19 protein-coding genes are annotated in these 18,881 nt (G+C 46.5%); all 19 read left to right on the top strand.

Going from position 1 to position 18,881, the window contains the following annotated elements; genetic code table 11:
- Positions 1 to 28 precede the first annotated feature (28 nt).
- The 19 genes from FGI41_RS10620 to FGI41_RS10535 all read left to right on the top strand — a co-directional run bounded on the left by FGI41_RS10620 (position 29) and on the right by FGI41_RS10535 (position 18,875).
- Positions 29 to 1,537, top strand: a complete 1,509-nt coding sequence (locus FGI41_RS10620) for a helix-turn-helix domain-containing protein (RefSeq protein ID WP_139490095.1) — start codon at positions 29 to 31, stop codon at positions 1,535 to 1,537.
- A gap of 202 nt (positions 1,538 to 1,739) precedes the next feature.
- Positions 1,740 to 2,009: a helix-turn-helix domain-containing protein gene (locus tag FGI41_RS10615; protein ID WP_139490094.1), complete on the top strand. Its 270-nt coding sequence runs from the start codon at positions 1,740 to 1,742 to the stop codon at positions 2,007 to 2,009.
- Positions 2,006 to 2,224, top strand: coding sequence for a hypothetical protein (locus FGI41_RS10610; protein ID WP_139490093.1), 219 nt, complete (start codon positions 2,006 to 2,008; stop codon positions 2,222 to 2,224). The genes FGI41_RS10615 and FGI41_RS10610 overlap by 4 nt, the downstream gene beginning before the upstream one ends.
- Before the next feature lie 76 nt (positions 2,225 to 2,300).
- Positions 2,301 to 3,101, top strand: coding sequence for a hypothetical protein (locus FGI41_RS10605; RefSeq protein WP_139490092.1), 801 nt, complete (start codon positions 2,301 to 2,303; stop codon positions 3,099 to 3,101).
- A 249-nt stretch (positions 3,102 to 3,350) separates the two neighbouring features.
- Complete coding sequence (locus FGI41_RS10600) at positions 3,351 to 5,096, top strand: CHC2 zinc finger domain-containing protein (RefSeq protein WP_176560223.1); 1,746 nt, start codon at positions 3,351 to 3,353, stop codon at positions 5,094 to 5,096.
- Positions 5,097 to 5,221: 125 nt separating this feature from the next.
- On the top strand, positions 5,222 to 7,792 hold the full coding sequence (locus FGI41_RS10595) for a KAP family P-loop NTPase fold protein (RefSeq protein ID WP_139490090.1): 2,571 nt from the start codon (positions 5,222 to 5,224) through the stop codon (positions 7,790 to 7,792).
- Between the two features lie 162 nt (positions 7,793 to 7,954).
- On the top strand, positions 7,955 to 8,308 hold the full coding sequence (locus tag FGI41_RS10590; RefSeq protein WP_139490089.1) for a hypothetical protein: 354 nt from the start codon (positions 7,955 to 7,957) through the stop codon (positions 8,306 to 8,308).
- Between the two features lie 13 nt (positions 8,309 to 8,321).
- Positions 8,322 to 8,618 (top strand): PrgI family protein, encoded by a 297-nt coding sequence (locus FGI41_RS10585; protein WP_139490088.1) that lies wholly within the window; start codon positions 8,322 to 8,324, stop codon positions 8,616 to 8,618.
- Positions 8,618 to 9,439: a TraC-like domain-containing protein gene (locus FGI41_RS10580; protein WP_139490087.1), complete on the top strand. Its 822-nt coding sequence runs from the start codon at positions 8,618 to 8,620 to the stop codon at positions 9,437 to 9,439. Before FGI41_RS10585 ends, FGI41_RS10580 begins: the two co-directional genes overlap by 1 nt.
- Positions 9,426 to 11,330: a VirB4 family type IV secretion system protein gene (locus FGI41_RS10575; RefSeq protein ID WP_176560222.1), complete on the top strand. Its 1,905-nt coding sequence runs from the start codon at positions 9,426 to 9,428 to the stop codon at positions 11,328 to 11,330. The genes FGI41_RS10580 and FGI41_RS10575 overlap by 14 nt, the downstream gene beginning before the upstream one ends.
- Complete coding sequence (locus tag FGI41_RS10570; RefSeq protein ID WP_139490085.1) at positions 11,327 to 12,241, top strand: hypothetical protein; 915 nt, start codon at positions 11,327 to 11,329, stop codon at positions 12,239 to 12,241. The genes FGI41_RS10575 and FGI41_RS10570 overlap by 4 nt, the downstream gene beginning before the upstream one ends.
- A gap of 14 nt (positions 12,242 to 12,255) precedes the next feature.
- Positions 12,256 to 13,698 carry a hypothetical protein gene (locus FGI41_RS10565; RefSeq protein ID WP_139490084.1) on the top strand — a complete coding sequence of 481 codons (1,443 nt, stop codon included), beginning with the start codon at positions 12,256 to 12,258 and terminating at the stop codon, positions 13,696 to 13,698.
- A 32-nt stretch (positions 13,699 to 13,730) separates the two neighbouring features.
- A complete protein-coding gene (locus FGI41_RS10560; protein WP_255298422.1) occupies positions 13,731 to 14,993 on the top strand; it encodes a M23 family metallopeptidase in 1,263 nt (420 codons plus the stop codon).
- Positions 14,980 to 15,402, top strand: coding sequence for a hypothetical protein (locus tag FGI41_RS10555; RefSeq protein ID WP_139490083.1), 423 nt, complete (start codon positions 14,980 to 14,982; stop codon positions 15,400 to 15,402). The genes FGI41_RS10560 and FGI41_RS10555 overlap by 14 nt, the downstream gene beginning before the upstream one ends.
- Positions 15,403 to 15,421: 19 nt before the next feature.
- Complete coding sequence (locus FGI41_RS10550) at positions 15,422 to 16,909, top strand: CpaE/TadZ family protein (protein ID WP_139490082.1); 1,488 nt, start codon at positions 15,422 to 15,424, stop codon at positions 16,907 to 16,909.
- Positions 16,906 to 17,592: an SAF domain-containing protein gene (locus FGI41_RS10545; protein WP_139490081.1), complete on the top strand. Its 687-nt coding sequence runs from the start codon at positions 16,906 to 16,908 to the stop codon at positions 17,590 to 17,592. The genes FGI41_RS10550 and FGI41_RS10545 overlap by 4 nt, the downstream gene beginning before the upstream one ends.
- Positions 17,585 to 17,710 carry a hypothetical protein gene (locus FGI41_RS25430; RefSeq protein WP_255298421.1) on the top strand — a complete coding sequence of 42 codons (126 nt, stop codon included), beginning with the start codon at positions 17,585 to 17,587 and terminating at the stop codon, positions 17,708 to 17,710. Before FGI41_RS10545 ends, FGI41_RS25430 begins: the two co-directional genes overlap by 8 nt.
- Positions 17,707 to 17,919, top strand: a complete 213-nt coding sequence (locus FGI41_RS10540; RefSeq protein WP_139490080.1) for a hypothetical protein — start codon at positions 17,707 to 17,709, stop codon at positions 17,917 to 17,919. Before FGI41_RS25430 ends, FGI41_RS10540 begins: the two co-directional genes overlap by 4 nt.
- On the top strand, positions 17,907 to 18,875 hold the full coding sequence (locus tag FGI41_RS10535; RefSeq protein WP_139490079.1) for a hypothetical protein: 969 nt from the start codon (positions 17,907 to 17,909) through the stop codon (positions 18,873 to 18,875). Before FGI41_RS10540 ends, FGI41_RS10535 begins: the two co-directional genes overlap by 13 nt.
- Positions 18,876 to 18,881: the final 6 nt, after the last annotated feature.

The raw sequence follows: 18,881 nt of genomic DNA, 5'->3' as shown, positions 1-18,881 counted from the left end.
AAAAGCATAACAGGAGGAAAATGGTTGTATGAACACAAACCTTTCATCACTGGTTAAATTCTACCGAGAGAAAAAAGGGATGTCGCTCTCGCAACTAAGCAAAGTGGCCGATAGCAGAGTATCGTACAGCACACTTTCACGAATTGAGAAAGGACTAACGAAGCACCCTGATCTTGAAACATTTGAATATCTGATCGAGCAGCTGAACATCCCACAGGAAGAAGCCTATGCCTTGTATGTGGAACAAGAAAACCAGACAAACGTGTTGGAACATCTGTTGGAAAAGGCATTACAAACGGAACCAGAAGTGCCTGGATTGGTATACAAAATCGTAGGGCAGTTGATTAAGTCGTGGGAAAATAGTGATGAATTGGATCATGCTCTTTACCGTCTTTATGATTTCGCCGTAACCTACACGGACCTGGATGTGGAAACGTACGCCGGTTCGCACACCGCGAAACGAAAAAGTATAAGGTACATAAGCGAAATGGATACTAGCGAACAACATGCTAGCGATACGTATTCTAGCAAACATCATACTAGTGAAATCCATACAAAAAAAATCGCCCCAAGTGAAACAAGGCAGACTGTAAAATACAACCAAAAGGCTACAATGCTTTTTAGTATCGTGGCCGAGTACGCTAAGCAGTATGGATACCTCCGAATGTCCGCAAAGGCACTGTTGCAGCGTTATCTCATCGAGCGGAGCAATGTTACAGGGCTTGAAGGGAGTTACTATTACGGTCTGCGCGTGATCGAAGAGGCAGGGGAATTGGAGAATGCGGACTATCTTCTGGTCCATTACATGGTCGGCATACATGCTTTCTATCTGAGAGAATACAGAGATTGTCTATTCCTTCTGCAAAGGATCATTGACGGTACAAGCAGTAGTGATCCAAGGATCGTGATGTGGAAAGAAGAAGCATATCTCGCAATGTACAATTCCTACCTGTATTTAGGCGATTACGACAAGGCGGAAAAGTACTTGAACGACTATGTAGAGATATTTAACAGGCACGATGCTCCCCACATCATGGTAGACCAGGCGATGCTGCACGCGAGACGGAGGGAATTTCCCGAAGCAATGAAGCTGTTGCGTGAATATCTTCACCATTATGAAGATTGGCAAGACATGAACACCGTGACAGCAGTGAACGAGCTTTTGCGGGTCAGCATCAAACTGGGGTTGCTGGCGGATATGGAGGCATTACTAGACTACGAAGGTGAATTTTTGGAACTATTGGATCGGCAAGAGATGAAGCTGATCATACAGCGAGAGTATGCCGAATATTTACGACTCAAGGGCCAGGGGCTGGTTTTGCTGGGAGAGATGGAAGCAGCGGTAAAAGCCCTTTTCTCTGGGATGAAGGTTTTCGCGGAGCTGAAAGCGGAGACAGAAATCACAGAGATGCTTCATGAATTGTTCCGTATGTATGCTCAGAATAGGAAAAGCATGGATACATCAGAGCTGTTACATATTACCGATATTCTCGATACATTGAAGCACGATAAAACATTATTGGCGAGTCAAAATTAATGAAGTTCGTCAAAATTAACCGAGTCAGTAACATCAGTCACGAACCGGCGCCAAAAAGGGCGCTTTTTTTGTGTTTTTGTATGTCGAATATTCAAAGAAAATGTCGAACCTGATACTTACGCAAAAGGCGATAAAATAGGAGTGCAATAAGGAAAGAGAAAAACCAGAAAGTTACATTTGGAATCAAAAAGGAGAGGATTGGATGAGTAAGAAAAAACCAACGTTTACGAGCATCGATGCTTACCCATTCATGCTCAAAATGGATGAGGTAGCGGAGATTCTGAGAGTGGATCGGAAGTTTGTGTATGAACTGGCCCACCGTCCCGATTTCCCGGTGATACGTTTTCATTCGCGCAGATTGCGGGTTCCGAGAGCTGCGTTGCTCAGTTGGATGAAGCAGGAGTATGGGATTGAGTGTACGGATATTCGGGAAGGGATGCTGCCGTCTAGCGCAGGAGAGAGCGGGGCATGAAGAACAATGCGTTGCTCAAAGAGGCGATGCGTGAATTGATGCAGATTCAGGTGAAACGGGGTTCTCGTTGGGGCCAGTCGCCTTTTATGCTTAGAGGCTCGTATAAAGCTGATGTAGTACCAGATTGTCAGCAAAAGATGAGTGTGAGTAAGAGTAGAGTTAGTAGAAAGGCTATGGGTGCTAGAGCGGGCGAGAAGGAAGCTTTTCCAGAGTAGAGATCCCGCTGCTACACATTACACCACGTAAGTAATTGCAAGGATAGATCATGGCTAGAGGAAAGGAGGAACGCAGATGCAGTTTGTTGAGCTAATGGTGATGAGCGGTAAAGAGACAACGGTCGTGGAATTGCTTAAAAAGAAGATAGAATTGCTGATCCAATCGGATGCGAGCTGCTGCTTTCTCAAGGATCTGATCGTCTGCCATTTTCGCAAAGGAGTTTCGAGCGTGATCGGGCGTGAGGGTACCCGCTATCGTTATGAGCAGGGGATAAAAAGCTATCTGTTTATCGGGGCAGATCTGCTGCGGTGGACGGAGGAGCAGTTGGTGAAGTTGTATTATTTGCTCAAAGAGAACATTCCGTTCGTGATCGGTCCTGCGCGGAAGTGGAGTGATTGGAAGGAGCGTCTTTTTACCGAGTCGAGAGAGATGGAGCAGTTGGCTTCTGCTCTCGATAGAGAGTTGTCTCCAGAAATCAGATTGGTTCTGCCAGAGAATGAGGTGGAGGAAGTATCCGAAGCAAATGAAGGGGAAGGAGATGAGCACGAGCTCCAGGACGAGTATACGCTTGAGTACCAGTCTCAGACTCAGACTCCTTTCACTACCGCCCATACACCTACAAATCAGATGAAGTCTGTTCTCCATGCCTTTAGAATGAAAGCCTCTGAGGTCGGTTTGAATTTCAAAGAGTGCGTGGTAAAAAAGGCCAAGCAGACGCAGCGTGTTTTCTCCCTTTCCTATGAGTACGTATATGATCTAGTGAAGCGACATCTACCCGAAGTGCTGAAGCCAGATCTTTTTATTCCAGCGGAGTGGTTTGTGAAGTGGTTGCCTGTGTTGATTGACATAGACCTGGACGGGCAACAACAGGCTTAATGTTCACAATCACCAGATATGATAGAAGCCTTCGTTGAGGCCGTTTGCGTTGGATACTTGCTGAATGGCTCATTAAAATGGCGACAGATAGATGGATGCGGTGTTTAGCTGTCTCCGTATAGCATGTTTGAACATCTGAGAAAGGAGTGGCAGGGGGAGTGGACAAGTTGGGGATGATTCCCCCTCCATTCCCTACTTACGATGATGGACAGATTATATCGGATTTTTTTGTATGTAGTGGGGCAGGGTGTGGTCAACATTCAGGAGACCGCCGACCTGTTTGGTGTGAATCGCACTACGATTTGGCGCAACATGCGGAAGCTGGAGCAAAGCGGGCTGATCCAGACGCAGCATACTGCTAGTGGTGTGATTGTGGAGAGAACGGGCGAGTGGATGGAGGAAGTACGTAAGGAAAGGGTTTCGGCGCGTAAGCCCCAGCGGAAAAAGGCGGTTGGGCCTGGTCGTGGTCATGTTGCACTTGTGGATAGTGATTATAGTTGTACAGGTTTTGAGAGCGAGGGGGATGTGCCTGCTGATGTTGCACCATCACCTGCTGCGTCTCCACTTTTTGCTTCCACTGATCATGTTGCATTTTCACCTAATAGCCCTTCTGCTGGTGTTGCAGGAGCGGTGAAAAGCCATGATGCATCCGGCAAACGTCATGGCGCTATGTATAAAAATCATAGTATACAGGATATACCCCAGTTGGTTTATAAAGCTCACGGTGGGGCGAATGTAACATGGGGAGTAGCGGCAAAGGTGTTGCAGATGGGTGAGGATGCCAGCGTCATTACAGAGCCGGCCAGCTGTACGCTTGCCAATTCTCTCCGCTTACCGAAAAAGATCAGCACCTCCTACATCCGCAAAGTGGCGGCGTGGATTCGTGAATGGGTTGATCTGTCCGTTTACCTGCGCTGGCTGGGCATCACGGTGTACAAGCGGAATCGGGCGGGAGAAAATCCGTGCTTGTGTCCACTCCATGATGATCGTCATCCGAGCTTTTACGCGAATCGGGACAAAGGCATCTGGTACTGCCATGCTTGCAACCTGTCTGGGGATGCGCCGGAGATGGTTCGGCAGCTTCACGATCTGCGTTTTGGGGATGCGACGCGAAAGGTGCTTCGGGATGTGCAGGTGCAGTTACTCAAAGGGAAGATGGGTGTTCTCATGGGGCGAGCGGAAGAGGCATTGTTGGCGTGGAGAGAGTTGGGGAGCAGGAAACGGGGAAAGCGGGACTCGCAGCGTAATTGTGCTGGTGGCCAAAACCATTCTGTGGCTGAGAGCCAAGAAAAAGCTAAGGTTCAGGTTTATGCCCAAGCTCAGCGTAAATCCAAAGCTCGAACACAAGCCAAGGTCCATGAAAAGGTGTCGACGGAATTGTTACAACGTCAACGAGCTGCCCAGGCACGGAAGTATGCGGATGATTTGGCGCTGTCAGCGAATGCTAGGCAGTATTTACATGAGCGTGGGTTGAAATGGGAGACGGTTGATGCCTATGGGATTGGTTGGGATAAGACGATGGATCGTGTTGTTTTCCCAAACCGTGATGGGCGGACTGGGCAGGTAGTTGGGTTTACATATCGGGCGTTGGAAGCAACGGCGACGAACCGGTACTGGAATACGCCGAATGATGGGCTTTATCAGAAAGGAGCAATATTGTTCGGTTTGCATGAGGCGGTGGAACGGGCGAAAGAGCAGGGAAGGTTGTATGTATCGGAAGGAATCTTTGATGCGTTGTTGCTCACGCAGGAGATGGGGGTGGCGGCTGTGGCGATGCAGGGGACGCATTTGACGGAGGCGCAGGTGGAGTTGTTGGTGGAAGTGATCTGGAACGGTGTGGAGGTTGTTCTAGTTCCGGATAATGATGAGGCGGGGGAGAAGGGATTGAGGGTTAGTAAGCGGTTGTTGGCTAAGCGGGGTGTCAAGTATGTTGTTTGGCGTATGTCTGAGGAATTCGGGGATGTTGGGGAATGTTTAGGTACTAACAAGAGATAGGATTTTATTTTAGATCTCCGTTTTATTAATAAACAGATAGAAAAGCTCTGTCCATTTATATACAATGTAATCTAAACATATAGAACTTAAATAAATGCATTGTTTAAGCGAAGGGGTATGAGATAGTGGATAAAGCTCACAAAAAGAAGAATAAATTTACAGACATAGTCCGTAAGCTTCAAAATATAGTCCAGTGGATTTCTGTACTAGTTGCAATTATCTATGTAGCCATTGTGGTAGCTGAGAAACAAACATTTATTACAAATATACAACTTTTAGACATAGCAAACTTAGTGAAAACCTATTGGCTCGTTGGAGTCATTATTGTTGCAATAGCGCTCATTAATTTAATAACCAAGTCTAAATTGATTTCCAGTTGGATAAAACATCCCCCGTTTTCTTTTGAAATTGATTATTGGATAGTATCAACTACTATTAGTATGTTAGCTTATGGGATTTCAAGTAATTTAGGTTATACTCAAGGGATTTTCATAACAGATGCAACAAAAATGGTATGGTTTATATTAATTTTATATTGTGCTTATATGTTGAAAAAATATTTAGAGTATTTTTTTAAAAAGAAAGGTGTTGAAAACTCGAAAAAAGGTTTATTTATTGATCAACCAATTCAAACATCTGATGACGACATACTTGAACGTTCTAAATTCGTAACAGGTATTGCAAATGCAATAAGGAATAGGAATGCGGAGGAAAGTATCGTCGTTGGTCTGTACGGAAAGTGGGGTATGGGGAAATCATCCATATTCAACCTTTTAAAAGAGAACTTTGAGGAACAAGGTGGAACTGAAAAGATAGCAACGGTGTCTTTTAATCCGTGGTATTTTGAAAATGAAGGGCAACTCATCTTGCAATTCTTTGAGAGTTTAACCACAGAAATTGAAAAGAACTTTTTTGGAGAAAAAAGTGAACTGGTCAAGAAGCTTAAACAGTACTCAGAAAAGCTTTCGTCAGTTACTATAAGAGCTGGATTTTTTAACTTTTCATTCAAGGAGTTTGCTACTATTTTTAAGAAAGATGATGACATTTTATCTTTAAGGAAAAGTATAGAGAAACTCCTAGAGGACAAAAAGCAAAGAATTGTCGTGTTAATTGATGACTTAGACCGGCTTGACAATGAGGAAACCCATGCAGTACTAAAATTAGTTAAATTAATCGCAGATTTTCCTTATATGGCGTATGTTCTAGCACTTGATGAAAAGGTAGTTTCATCTGTATTGGCTGACCGCTTTGGAACTGATGACTTGAATCAGATGGGAGATTCCTTCCTTGAAAAAATAGTGCAAGTTCCTCTATACCTGCCCCCAGCTAACCGGATAAACATTCAAAAGCTTCTTAAGAAGGGATTAGAGGATATTCTTACTGATAACCAGATTGAGTTATCTCAAGAGAATCATAAACGCCTTTTTGATGACATCTTGAGCCATTCTATTGGTAGGCTGACATTCACGGTAAGGACAGCCAAAAGATATCTCAATGCTGTACTTTTTTCAGTACCTCTTCTTAAAGGTGAAGTCAATATTCTAGATTTATTATGTCTCGAAGGTATTAGAATTTTTTCTCCTGAAGTTTATAAGTTTATCTATGAGCATTCCGATGCAATGCTAGACAACCAAAAATATAGGGACGATGCAAGAAGTAAATACCAATCATTGTTTGATGATTCATGTAAAAAAAACACAGATTATGAAAGAGAAATTATCAAAAAGTTAACGTTTAATTTATTCCCTGAATTTGGAGCGTTACTGTCTGGGAACCGTTCATCGGATCAAAAATCAGATAAAGATTTAAAAGCTGAACAAAGGATTTGTTCTAAGGATTATTTTGAAAAATATTTTGTATATAATGTCCCCAACGACCAAATTTCTGATATAGAGTTTAACGGAATATTGGAACTACTTGAAACTGGTGAGATTGATTTAGCAAAGGAAAGGATTGAATCTATATCTGAAACTATTGGGTATGAAAAGCTACTAAGAAAGTTTGAAATGATAGAGGAAAAGATGTCTTCTTCTTCGGCAAAAAATTTAGGTGCCATAATTGCAAATCAAGGAGAGGCATTATCAAAAGATCTGAGGGCATCTATAATATTACCCGTGGATAGAGCAGCGGGATTAATATCCCGACTTCTAAAGCAACTCTCTAGGAGTGAGCAACTGGACCTTATGAAACAAATCGTTACGGAGACACTTCCTTTAACTTTCGCAGGGAAAATATTAGAATATGTTCATCCACGGGAGCCCAAAGAACCTAGACTATTAACTGAAGAAGAAATTAGAAGATTGGCCCTACAATTAATTGATAGAATTAAATTAGATAGTAAGAATGATAATTTTATCGAAAAGCATGGAACTAAAACTCAAACGTTACTATCGATCTGGCATAGATGGGGCGATAAAGGAGAATTACAAGATCAAATAAGGATATGGCTTAAAAAAGATAACGGGATAGAAGATTTCCTAGGTATTTTTTCTGTTGATTCTCACAATATTTATTTGTGGTCTATCGATGAAATTTATAATATGAGTGAGATTGAAGAATTGTTAATACAAAGGGGGTATGAAGTCCCAAAGTCGGATTTAGAATTTTATCAACCTAAGAACTTAACTAATCGAGAACAAATAGCCAAAACATTTCTATATCGGTATCAAGAATATAAAAAAAAAGTAGCTAATTAATAGTAAAAAGATGGATTGACTCACTTCATAGGTGTCAGTTTACAGCCAAAAGGTATGTGAATTGACACCTTTTTCATTTCGCAGAGGGACTCCGCGCAACCAGCGAACGAAGGAGGTAAAACCTATACTCTGTCCTTCAATCTTCACAGGAGGTAAGAAAACATGGGAACAACCCAATTCTCCAAGATTTTCTTGGCATTAACCCTATTCCTGCTTGCCTTTGCCGGAACCGTTCACGCCGACAAAGCCAACCTGCAAGTCAATCCCGATGCCAACATCTTAAAGCAAGAAATGCAGGACGCATCCAGTGAGTTTGTCGGCGTGGTACGCGGCTTTTTCGCCTTTGTGACAGCAGCGTTGATCACATGGGCATTCGTCATCTTAGGAACAAGCACCAACCCAAACAAAATCGAGCAGGTCAAGCTACGATTCGGCCTAGCAGTCTTGTCACTCGTAGGCGTCTACTTCTCAGATAAGATCGTGGCTATGACCCGCGGCATCTTCGGTTTGGAATAAGGGAGGGACGCGCATGTACGGAGAACAGCATTTGTTGACTTATCGCACCGAGGAAGAGACAAAGTTCGTCTACTTCCTCTCTTTCCGCCAATTCCTTTGGTGGTTGGTCGGCGGGATCTTGAGCATGAAGTTGGCCACATATCTCCCACCGGTTCCTTACATTGGGCTGTGGGGATACTTGCCACACGGCCTGCCATTGCTTGGTGCCATGTTGTTTGCCCATATCAAGCATCCTTCCACGGATTTGATGCTGGGCAAATATCTCTCATTGTGGTTCGCCTTCCACCGCAGAAAGAAGGTGTACCACTGATGGAATGGAACTGGCAGATAATTCAAGACGGGCTGGTTCTTCTTGGAGCTGCTGCGGCTTATTGGTGGCTACGCCGGGGAAAGGCAGAACAGCCAAAGGACAAGGCCATCGAGTGGTTCCAGTTCAAACGGGTGGACGAAGATGGCTTCATTGTGACGGAAGATGACCGCTACATGATGATGCTCAAGGTACAGCCAATTTCGTTTGCTTTGAAATCACCGCAGGAGCAGAAAAATATCTGGCTGACCTTTCGCGAGTGGATTGGGATGATACCTCATCCCGTCCGTTTTCGTGTTCAGTCGCACCCCTATAATCTCAGAGAATACTTCCATGAAGTACGGGCCAAGGCGATTGAGGTGGGGGATACGGCTGGTCTGGAGTATGTGCAGGAACAAGAGGCTGTTTTTATGCAGGTGATCGAGGAGCAGAAAATCCAAGATCAGCGTTGCTATATCATCCTTGAAACAGATTACCGGTATCTACAGGACTCCGTTGTAGCAGGGTTCCAGCACCCGCTTTTGCACGATCTTCTCAGTAAAGTGATGAGAAACACACAGACGGATAACGAAGAGGTTGCCAAGCAAGAGTTGCTCAACAGCCTGCGCCTGACGGAAAGCACGCTCGGCGGTATTTCGATTTCAATTAAGCAGATGCAAAGAGAAGATGTACTCGATTTCGTGTATGACGCGGTAAACAGGGAAATGTCCTCTTTGATATCGTTTGATGAGTTTATGGAGCGTGTTTTGGAACCAGATCAACTGCTAACTTCCATTGGTAAAATTCAGTGGGATGAAGGAGGAAAGGAACATGTTTCGGCGTAAGGACAGGATAGCAATCACTAAAGAAAGGGCAAGTACCAATGTAAACCAAACAGTAGATAGGGATAGAAACACCAAAACCGTCTATTCAAGAAAAGAGGCTATACTGTTATCGCCCACAGTGTTGCGGGAACGTAACGAAATTGACTACTGGATCGAGCTTGGTAACAACACCGATGGGGCTACTTACCTGCGTGCTTGGTTCGCCAAACTAACAGGCCGTACAACCTGGGTGGGAATGCTGGAGCGTATTCTCCTGCATGGTGGCGACGGTCAAGTAGACGTAACCATCTGTGTAGAACCCAAAGATGCAAGTTTAGAAATGCAACGGATGGCCCATCGAATCGCTGTGCTGGAGGCGGATCTGCGGACGACCCAAAATGCGGCAGAAGTTGGGGACAAAATGCAGGAGCTCGGCGATCTCCAAGGCAGAATGAGCCGCTTGAGAGTCGATCAGGAGAAGCTTTTCCAGACGGCGATCATTATGACAGTCGCGGCGAACCAACCGGAACGTATGCAAAAGATCAGCCGCCTGCTGATCAAGAGTATGGCAGGGATCGGGATTCACTTCCGCTCGGCGGATACGCGACAGCTGGCAGCATTGCGTCATGCGATTGGAGTAGGCAGACGAATGGAATTTGATGATATCTATCGGGAAATGGAGTCTAGCAATGTTGCTGACTCTTTTTTGTTTGGCTACGGCGGGTTATCTCATCGGACAGGCGTGTTGCTTGGACTGGATCAGTACAACCGCCCCGTTTTTTATGATGGATGGGATGCGGCTCTTGCAAATCAGCACATGATCGTTCTCGGCAGGTCGGGTAGCGGAAAGTCTTTTACATTAAAAGTTATTATTCGCCGATCTGGAGCCATCGGGATTCATACTGCGATTATTGAACTGGATCGGGAGTACAAGGAACTGGTGGAGGCGATGGGGGGTGTGTATGTGGAACTTTCGCCAAAAGCACCGAACTACCAGCGCATCAATATCTACGATGTGGAAGAGGAGGAAGACGAGAAGGGACGGGTGTTTGTTAATCTGGAGGAATCCATTCAAGCGGTTCAAGCGGTGCTGTTCAAAATGATTCGCCTGATCGATGAAAAAGAACTGACAGGACAAGTCAAGGTGGCCATTCTAGAAAGCCTGCGTGACTTGTATGAGAGATTCGGGATTACGGATGACCCGTCCAGTTTATATGAGCCTAACGAGCATGGTGTGTGGGTGAAAAGACAGATGCCAACGCTTTACGACCATTACCTATTGATGGTTCAACACCCTGATCTGCAGCGTGTCGCTCCATTCATCCGACTGTTCACGCGTGATAACGGCGATCCCATTCGAGCCATTTTTGATGGGCCAAGCACTTTTTCTATTCAAGATGCCCGAACCATCGGAATCACCGTGGCTGATCTGGACGAGGAGTGGATGAAACCGTTGGGGACGTTTGTAGCAACCAAATGGCTATGGGAGAAGTTTGCCAAGAAGAATCGGGAACAGAGAAAACGGCTCATCATTGAGGAAGCCCAGCACGAGATGGAAGACTCTGAGCAGGCCAAATGGCTGGAAAACGGCTACCGCCGTGCAAGGAAGCTGAACGTCTCTATGTGCGTCGCAACGCAAGGTTTTGAGGTATTTATGCGTGTTCCTGAAGGTATGGGAATTTTGAAAAACTCACCGACGAAGCTGTTGTTACGCCAAGAAGCGATTGACATTGATGCGGTGCAAGGGAAGTTTGATCTGTCGGAGGGCGAAGCAAACTTTCTGCTCCGAGCGCCTCGTGGTGTGGGGATTCTCAAGGTGGATGAGGAAAGCACGATTGTACGGATGCTGGCAACGCCGCGGGAGTACTGGATGTATACGACTGATCCGAATGATCGGGAGGCTTCCGCATGAACAGAGGCTGGATTCCGGCTATCGTTTCGCTGGTACTGGCTCTGACGGTAGCTGGATGTGACACCGACAATTCGGCTGTGCAATCGCCCGCTCCTGCTGATTCCGCACCGTTGCCAGAACAGGAGCAGCCGTCTTATTTTGAACAACTGGCAGCACAAGCCATTATGTGGCTGCCTAATTTCGTGATCCGCACCTTTGGATTAAAGGACATCAATGAGTTGGTGTTTGGTCTGAACCAAGAGCCAGGGACGGTATACGGGCTGTTTTTACCCAGCATGTGGCGGTCGATCCATGATGCTTATTCGTTGCAATACTCCTTGCTTGGCTACCTCTTGGTGATCGCTATATCTGTTTGGTGCTTTCTTCTCGTATTTCGTGCGGGCAGTCCGATGGCACAGATGAGTGTGCGTGAGATGACCAATGGGTTTGCCATTTATATTGGGGCGATGTGGCTGGGCAGTTACTTGTTTCAGATCATTTTTGCCGTGAATACGTTTCTGGTCAAATTGGGTTATGTGATGATGATGGAACATTTTCAGCAGTTGGGGCTTCCTGCTCACCTGTCTTTTATGGATATCGTGGCCTATGCGCTTGGCAGTACGACCACGATTGGAACGGCGGGGATGGCAGGGGCTTATTTTGCATTGCTCTCTGGTTCTGGATTTGGTGCAGGGATGGCGATGGTGTTGGCTGTACTGGTGATTTTCATTGCCTTCTTCAATTTCCAGTATGCGATGCGAACGGCAGGGCTTGGCTTTCTCATGGTTTTGTTCCCGATGGCTGCCTATTCATCCATCTTTCCGGGCAGTCGTATGTCCTTTGATCTGTGGTTGCGGACGTTTTTGGCGTTGACGCTGGTGCAGGGGCTGGAAGCGGTGTTTCTCGGGTTCATGTATTCGTTTCTGGTGTAGCGGGAGGTGATAGTGTGTCGAAGATTATTTGGGTATTTGTCATGGTGGGTCTCCTGCCTTCGATCCCAGCTTTTGTACATATCCTGATAGGCGCACCGGGTGAAGCGACGGGGGCGGTTATGGGCGGGGGATTTGGTGGAATTTCACGTCTGACCAAGACCATGCGAGGAATGCGTGAAGAGGGAAGGGTCTCTGGGGTGAGCTCAGTTGGAAGAAGTGTCTCTGGCCCGATGGCGGGAACTGGTGAGTCTGGAGCCTCTTCGGTTCAGGGCAATCCCATTTCCAACATAGGCAAGGGGCTGCGTTCGATAGTTGACACACCTTTTACATCTGACGGGTTGAAGCAACTGTGGGGGAGTGCAGCTAAAGCGGGGGCAAAGGGAGTGTTAAAAGGAACCGGCACAGCGCTGGTTGCAGGTGTTGGTGCGGGTTTAGGGGCTATAGTTACAGCGGCTACTGGAAACGCTGATTTGGGTTTTTCAACGGTGGGATCAGGCATGAAGGGAGTGGAACGAATCCGACAGAATCCAATCGTTCAAAGTACGGGTCAGGCGGTAAAACAGTGGGGGATAGATCAACTTAGCCGCTTTACGGGAGGAAGTGAAGCCTATTCATCCAACGGAAAAAGTTATAGTGAACTTTCCCTGGAGATGCAAGTGCAGTTTGGAAATGCAACGAATTGGATGAATCGATTGGAAGGTGGTCAAGTAAGCTCGGCGTACCATGCTAGTCCGAAACGCGAGCCAGAGACCACAGGCACCACTTCCGTAAGAAGACCTAGTCGTGGATTGGATCAGCCTTCTTATCGGTATGTGCCATATGAGGAGCAGATGAAAAAAATGATTCAGGCCCAAAACAAAGATGAGTTGAGGCGAGGGATGATGAGTCCTGCTTCTTCGCCTATGGCAGTAAATCCGGTTGATGCAACTACGAAAGGGGAAATGCGAAGCGGTGATCATGGGGGTGATGTTACTATTTCGCCTTCTAGTAGAGGTGACAGGGCGGTAGCTACTTCTAAAGAGCCAGTTGTTCCGAGTGGAAGCCATACAGGTCAAGCAGCATCATCATCCCGTCCAGCGATCAGTCCGTACACGAATCAACCGATGATCCCATACAAACCCAAGGGAACGGATTACACGTCGCAAGTATTAAACGATCCATATGGAGTGGCGCATAGAGACGCCAAGTATCGTCAAGGAACAGATGCGTCTTCCAAGGAAAATCGCCATCGCCATACTCAGAGGGCAAGTGTTGGCCAAGTCGTACATGGAAAGAACGCTCCACATGTAGCAACGTCAAATAGGCCGAGTTCAGAATCCTCTAGTTCTACTCAGAAACGAGCGAACCCTGGGAAATCCCATGAGTCTCATCATGAAAATCACACAAAATCAACCAGGCCAGTGCCATTCAATGCCACCCAAATCACTAACATCGGGAAGCCACCGACTAAGAAATGATCGGTGGTTTTCTTCATACTGGGGGTGAGATTGTGCGGTTCTTTTACTTGCTTTGGCAAAAGCTGAAAACGGGATGCCTCATCGCGGGTATCCCGCTTCTTCTTTTGCTTGGTACTGTGTTCATGACGTTTACTGTGGTATTCATTTTGCCGATGACCTACTTTGAAAAGGAAGGGGTTTTGGCCTTTTTTACGACTGGGGACAGTGAGTGGGATTTAGAGAAGGACAAAGAACTCGCAGAGAGGTACCAACGCCTGTCTGTTGAGAATCTGGGTTCTCAAGAAGAGCAGATGTACACTCCTAGCCAGCATGATCAAGCTTATCCCTATCGTGTGCCTTGGGCGTTACTGGCGGCTATCGACCGTGTGCTGGCTGATCCGATGATTCTTAGCAATAAGGATGTGCGAAAACTACGAAACCCGGCTCCCGAAAAACATTACGCTGCGGTCAAGCCATACTACTATTGGCGAGACTCAACTGTACTGGTGAAGCGAACTACGGTTGGTTCAGATGGCAAACGAGTCACGGTAACGGAAACTTACACCGTAAAACTATTGGATCAGGTGGAGACGTACAAAGCGGTGTATAGGCTTCGCTATCGGCAGAGCACTACACAGCATGGTGATGTAACCGTCCATCAAGAAAAGCTAGACAGCGTGGAAATTGACTTTTTGCCAGATGAACAAAACCGTCTGTACGAATTACTAATAACATATGGCTTGCCAAAGCAGGATAGACAGCTCATTCAGGAGCTTGCCATTACCTACAGCGATGAGACAGAACGGGAAGAAATGGAGGAATTGCTTAGACACTATGGTAATGCTTCTGATTCTGTTCCTATTCCGCCACATCCAGACCTCCCGCCGACACAGTGGAAAGGCAGTTTACCACTTGCAGGTAAGATGGGACGAGATTTTAAGCTAACTTCTCACTTTGGCTACCGCAACGATCCATTCACGGGAAAGACAGCCTACCATGATGGAGTGGATTTGGCCGCACCAACGGGAACACCCGTATATGCACCTTTGGATGGTGTCGTCGCTTTTGCCGGAACGATGCGAGGGTATGGAAACACGATCTTGCTCCGGCATGGAGGTGTGTTGACACTCTACGGGCATCTGCATGTGATAGGTGTTGTGAAGGGACAAGCGGTGAAAAAGGGTGAAACAATCGGTCAAGTTGGCTCCACAGGACGGAGTACGGGACCACACCTGCATTGGGGCGCATATCGAAGTGCGTTTGGCAAGCAGAATGCGTTTGACCCAATGAGTTTGTTGAATAATGGAGGTGATTGAAGTGGTGATTATTCGGCGTTGCATGGTTGTATTGCTAGTCATAGGGCTGGTGCTTGGCGGGGGAATAGGCGCCGTCTATGCAGATACACAGAAAGGGATGCAGAACCAGGTACAGGAGACACATCTGGACGTAAACCCGATGAACCCACAAAAGGCGGCTAATGGGTTACAAAAAATGAGTACCGATCTACAAACATGGGGTCAAAATGCTTCGGTTCCACTAGCGCTATGGGCGCTGCTGATTGGGGTGATTACCTTGGTAACAGGGCTTGTTTTTAGCAAGAGATTAGCCGTTGTGGGGATCGCTTCAATAGGTGGTTCCCTCGTACTGCTCGTTATCCTGGGCGATGTAATGAAAAGTATCGAAGTCTTGCAGAACTTAGCTGTGACGGTGCGTACTTGGTTCTAGAAGAGGGAGGTGAATAGAGATGAAGATTGCGGTCATTTGCCGTCCTGCAATGTACGAGCGGTTGGTACAGCCTTTGGTTTGTCTTGAACAGGTGGAGTTGTCTCGCGCTTTGTCGAAGTGGGATGAAGTGATTGCCTACTTGGAACAAGGCGTGACGGGAGTAGTGGTTGAGGACGGTATTCCCTTTTCTTCAGTTGTAAAAAGTATGCCGATTCCGATTTTGGTATATGAACCCAAAACGGATTATTCGCAACAGTTATTGGAGTGGCTGGCTGAGATACAGAAGCCGCAGAGAAAGGAAAAAACGGGACGGCGAGATCAAAAACAAGAGAAAAAGTCGGAGAGGAACAATGATGGGTTTCCATCAGATGAAATCTCAGAAAAAGATGGTTTAAAACCAGTATTTAGCTCAGAACCTGAACCCTCAACTGAGACCGAACATGAGCTTATTTCTCAATCTGACCAGATGGAAGATAAGGTAGAAGCAGATTCGAAAAGACAGGATGAAAACCATGATCCCCCGACACAACATAACCGATCGCATATCCAATCTATAAAACAATGGGGAAGAGACGCTGCTCAAACCATAAGTAATTGGATGACAAGAAAGAAAGAGAGCCAACCACGCCAGAGAAGCCCTACCCAACAGAGTGAACAAGCAAGAGATTTCAATCATGATGCTTCATCAAAAGACGTCATTCCGTTCGTTCCGATCAGGGGAAGGCAGATTTTCACTGTTACATCGGCTAAAGGAGGCACTGGTACCACGACACTCGCCTTAAACACAGCTGCGATGCTGGCAAAGATCGGGAAAACCGTAATAGTAGATGCCAATCTGCGGGGAAGCGTCGGAACAAGACTTTTGCTACCAGAAACAAAAGTGAGTCTTTCAACATGGGAACCATATGTGCAAAGTGAGAGTCCCCTAACAGATGGATTCATTCTACAAAACCTAGTGATTCCACATGAAAGCGGCATGCACGTAATCCCAGCTGGAGAGGTCACGGTAGAAACAGCGGGATTGGTACTCATGACTTTGCTTCGTGTTTTTGACTTTGTGGTGGTGGATATCAATATGAACCACCCCGATCTACTCATGGTCACAGCTACCATATCCAATCAGGTTCTTGTCATAGCCGATTACGACCTCGCTACCATAAAGGAAACACAGGAGCTTTTACTGCATTGGGAGCAAAAGCAGATGAGAATGGACAAGATCGGCATGGTTCTCAATTTTGCTCCAGATGAGCGAGATGGCAATGTTCTTCATAAGGGAAACATCCGTGAATTTCTGCCACATGTCCGTTACCTTGGTGAATTGCCAACCGTGAGTGACATGCGGGCTGTTCAGAACCGAGGCAAAATTCTCTCCATTCATCAGCCAAACCATCCATACTCGAAACAAATCCGCAACATACTGAGCCTTATCGTTCCTGATCTGACTGCGAACGGTAAAGGCTTTTTCTTTTCTACTCCATTTATGAAAGGGAGGCTACCCAAAGCATGAACATCAATAAAAAAGTTCTCATTCCTTCCCTGATCCTGTCTACTGGTCTATCTCTCGTGACACTGTATCTTGGATACCAGCAGGCGGAACAGTCTTTTCAGTCACGCGAATATACCCAAGTCGTGACGGTGAAACAGGGAAAGATGATTCAACCCTATTCCCCCATCATCCCATCTGATCTTGACTACAAAGAAGTTCCCAAAAGCCAAGTCTTGCCCGGCTCGATTATTCAAACGGATCAAATCATCGGGAAAGTGGCTTGGATGCCAATGGGATCAGGTGAAACAGTTTTGGATTGGAAACTCATGGACGGAAAGCTGCTCCCTAAAAAGCAGGAAGCCCGCTATGAGATTGAATTAAGCGAATTCACCCCAATGAGCGAAATCCGCCGAGGCGATTTCGTAAAAGTCTGGATCAACTACAGCGAACTGGACCCAGAGAAGTTGATCGAGTTAGGTGATCCAAGATACTTTCAGAAAACAAATGATACCGCTGACCTGCTTTTTACCTCTCAAGTCGTAGCCGTGAAGGATGGATCGGGGGGCGGAAGTTTTTTCGCTGGCACCAACACCAGTGCAAGAAGTAGAAGCCGTTGCAAACGCCATCGACAACAAGCAACCCCCATCCGACGTACAGAACCGTCTCTCCAAAACCTATCGTGGCCAGCCCCGGACGATGCCTAATCGCCTGCTGTTCAACTGGACAGACAAGCAGTACCAGGCATTCGTGGAAGCAAAAAAGTACGGCACATTACAGATCGGTGTCTACTTCAATGAGCAACAGGCGGTGAAACCAGATTGACAACCAAAAGCGAGGTATATCTGGTACTCGGCGCCTCTCACACGCAGGCTTCGCATTATTTGCCAGATGGAAAACAAGCACTAGTTGTTCTCAGCTATCATCAGTTCATCGCCATGCTTCGTATGTACGAGCCAGATCGTTTGGTTGTGTTTTCGGAGTTGTCTGGCGACCGGCGTGGGAGTGGCTCCATGAGGTTGTGGAAGTATTGAAGGAAAAACAGCAAAAGCTACCGCTCTACATCGTGCCGCAGAACAGCTTAGACCGCTATTTGATAGAGCAGGTGATAGACTCACTATCGCAAACCAACTCTCCAATGCCACCGCTACGCATTCTTGATCCGTATGCCACCTACTCGGAAGTAGCGTCCATTTTGAATGATCGTAAGTTAGAGCCAAAAGCAAGAGAAGATCCACAAGGGCAAGTCATTACCCTTGTCGGCAGCGGGGGAACGGGCATAACCACGTTCCTGCTCTATTACGCCGCATGGTTAGAGCAAATGTTTCCTAACCGCCGGTTTCTGTTGGTGGGGATGAATCGGTTGCTGGATACGTGTGACATAAGCGTGGCGACGCAGACGCATGCGTGCCAGTTGAAAATGTACCGTGCAGAACTAAGAGAACAGCAAGGGGACTTGAGCATCATTTATAAACCTTACAAACAAAATGTCTACACTCTATCTGCTGCAGGAGAATGGACAGCGCAGGAAATCTCCCGCTTCCTAGAGTCGGCTAGACGGGAGTTTGACTGCATTTTTCTGGATCGGGGTTACATACAGACCATCGACCCGGATTTGTTCCCACTCCTAAATCAGACAGACGAATTCATCTATGTGGCTCGTCCGGACGCTTTATCACTTGCACAGGCCCGCTATCTGCTGGGATCGCTCCCACAAACCAACGCCAGGCTTTTACTCACTCACTACGATTCGTCCGTGGTCTCAAAAAACCAAGTCATACAGACGGTTGGCCCATATCCGCTACTTGGTACAATCTCATACTACCGCAATCTTGTTCCGATAGACGTGACTGGCTTTTCATTTACGCCTAACCGAAAAATGAAGCGGGAGTTCGCTACACTCCAATGGGAGACAGCTCTATTACGTCCGAATGCGGAAGAAGGAAAGGGGAGATGGATCGAAGCATTTTTGCCTTCGTTTCTTAAATAGATCAGA

Origin of the sequence: Brevibacillus dissolubilis (genome assembly GCF_006170445.1) — a bacterium.
Lineage (GTDB): Bacteria > Bacillota > Bacilli > Brevibacillales > Brevibacillaceae > Brevibacillus_B > Brevibacillus_B dissolubilis.
Note: the sequence above shows the minus strand (reverse complement) of the source record. Positions and strands in the feature narration are given on the sequence as shown.

Coding starts and splice junctions, on each gene's coding strand:
- FGI41_RS10620 (WP_139490095.1), top strand. CDS start 29: ATGAACACAAACCTTTCATCACTGGTTAAATTCTACCGAGAGAAAAAA.
- FGI41_RS10615 (WP_139490094.1), top strand. CDS start 1,740: ATGAGTAAGAAAAAACCAACGTTTACGAGCATCGATGCTTACCCATTC.
- FGI41_RS10610 (WP_139490093.1), top strand. CDS start 2,006: ATGAAGAACAATGCGTTGCTCAAAGAGGCGATGCGTGAATTGATGCAG.
- FGI41_RS10605 (WP_139490092.1), top strand. CDS start 2,301: ATGCAGTTTGTTGAGCTAATGGTGATGAGCGGTAAAGAGACAACGGTC.
- FGI41_RS10590 (WP_139490089.1), top strand. CDS start 7,955: ATGGGAACAACCCAATTCTCCAAGATTTTCTTGGCATTAACCCTATTC.
- FGI41_RS10585 (WP_139490088.1), top strand. CDS start 8,322: ATGTACGGAGAACAGCATTTGTTGACTTATCGCACCGAGGAAGAGACA.
- FGI41_RS10580 (WP_139490087.1), top strand. CDS start 8,618: ATGGAATGGAACTGGCAGATAATTCAAGACGGGCTGGTTCTTCTTGGA.
- FGI41_RS10575 (WP_176560222.1), top strand. CDS start 9,426: ATGTTTCGGCGTAAGGACAGGATAGCAATCACTAAAGAAAGGGCAAGT.
- FGI41_RS10570 (WP_139490085.1), top strand. CDS start 11,327: ATGAACAGAGGCTGGATTCCGGCTATCGTTTCGCTGGTACTGGCTCTG.
- FGI41_RS10555 (WP_139490083.1), top strand. CDS start 14,980: ATGGAGGTGATTGAAGTGGTGATTATTCGGCGTTGCATGGTTGTATTG.
- FGI41_RS10550 (WP_139490082.1), top strand. CDS start 15,422: ATGAAGATTGCGGTCATTTGCCGTCCTGCAATGTACGAGCGGTTGGTA.
- FGI41_RS10545 (WP_139490081.1), top strand. CDS start 16,906: ATGAACATCAATAAAAAAGTTCTCATTCCTTCCCTGATCCTGTCTACT.
- FGI41_RS25430 (WP_255298421.1), top strand. CDS start 17,585: ATGCCTAATCGCCTGCTGTTCAACTGGACAGACAAGCAGTACCAGGCA.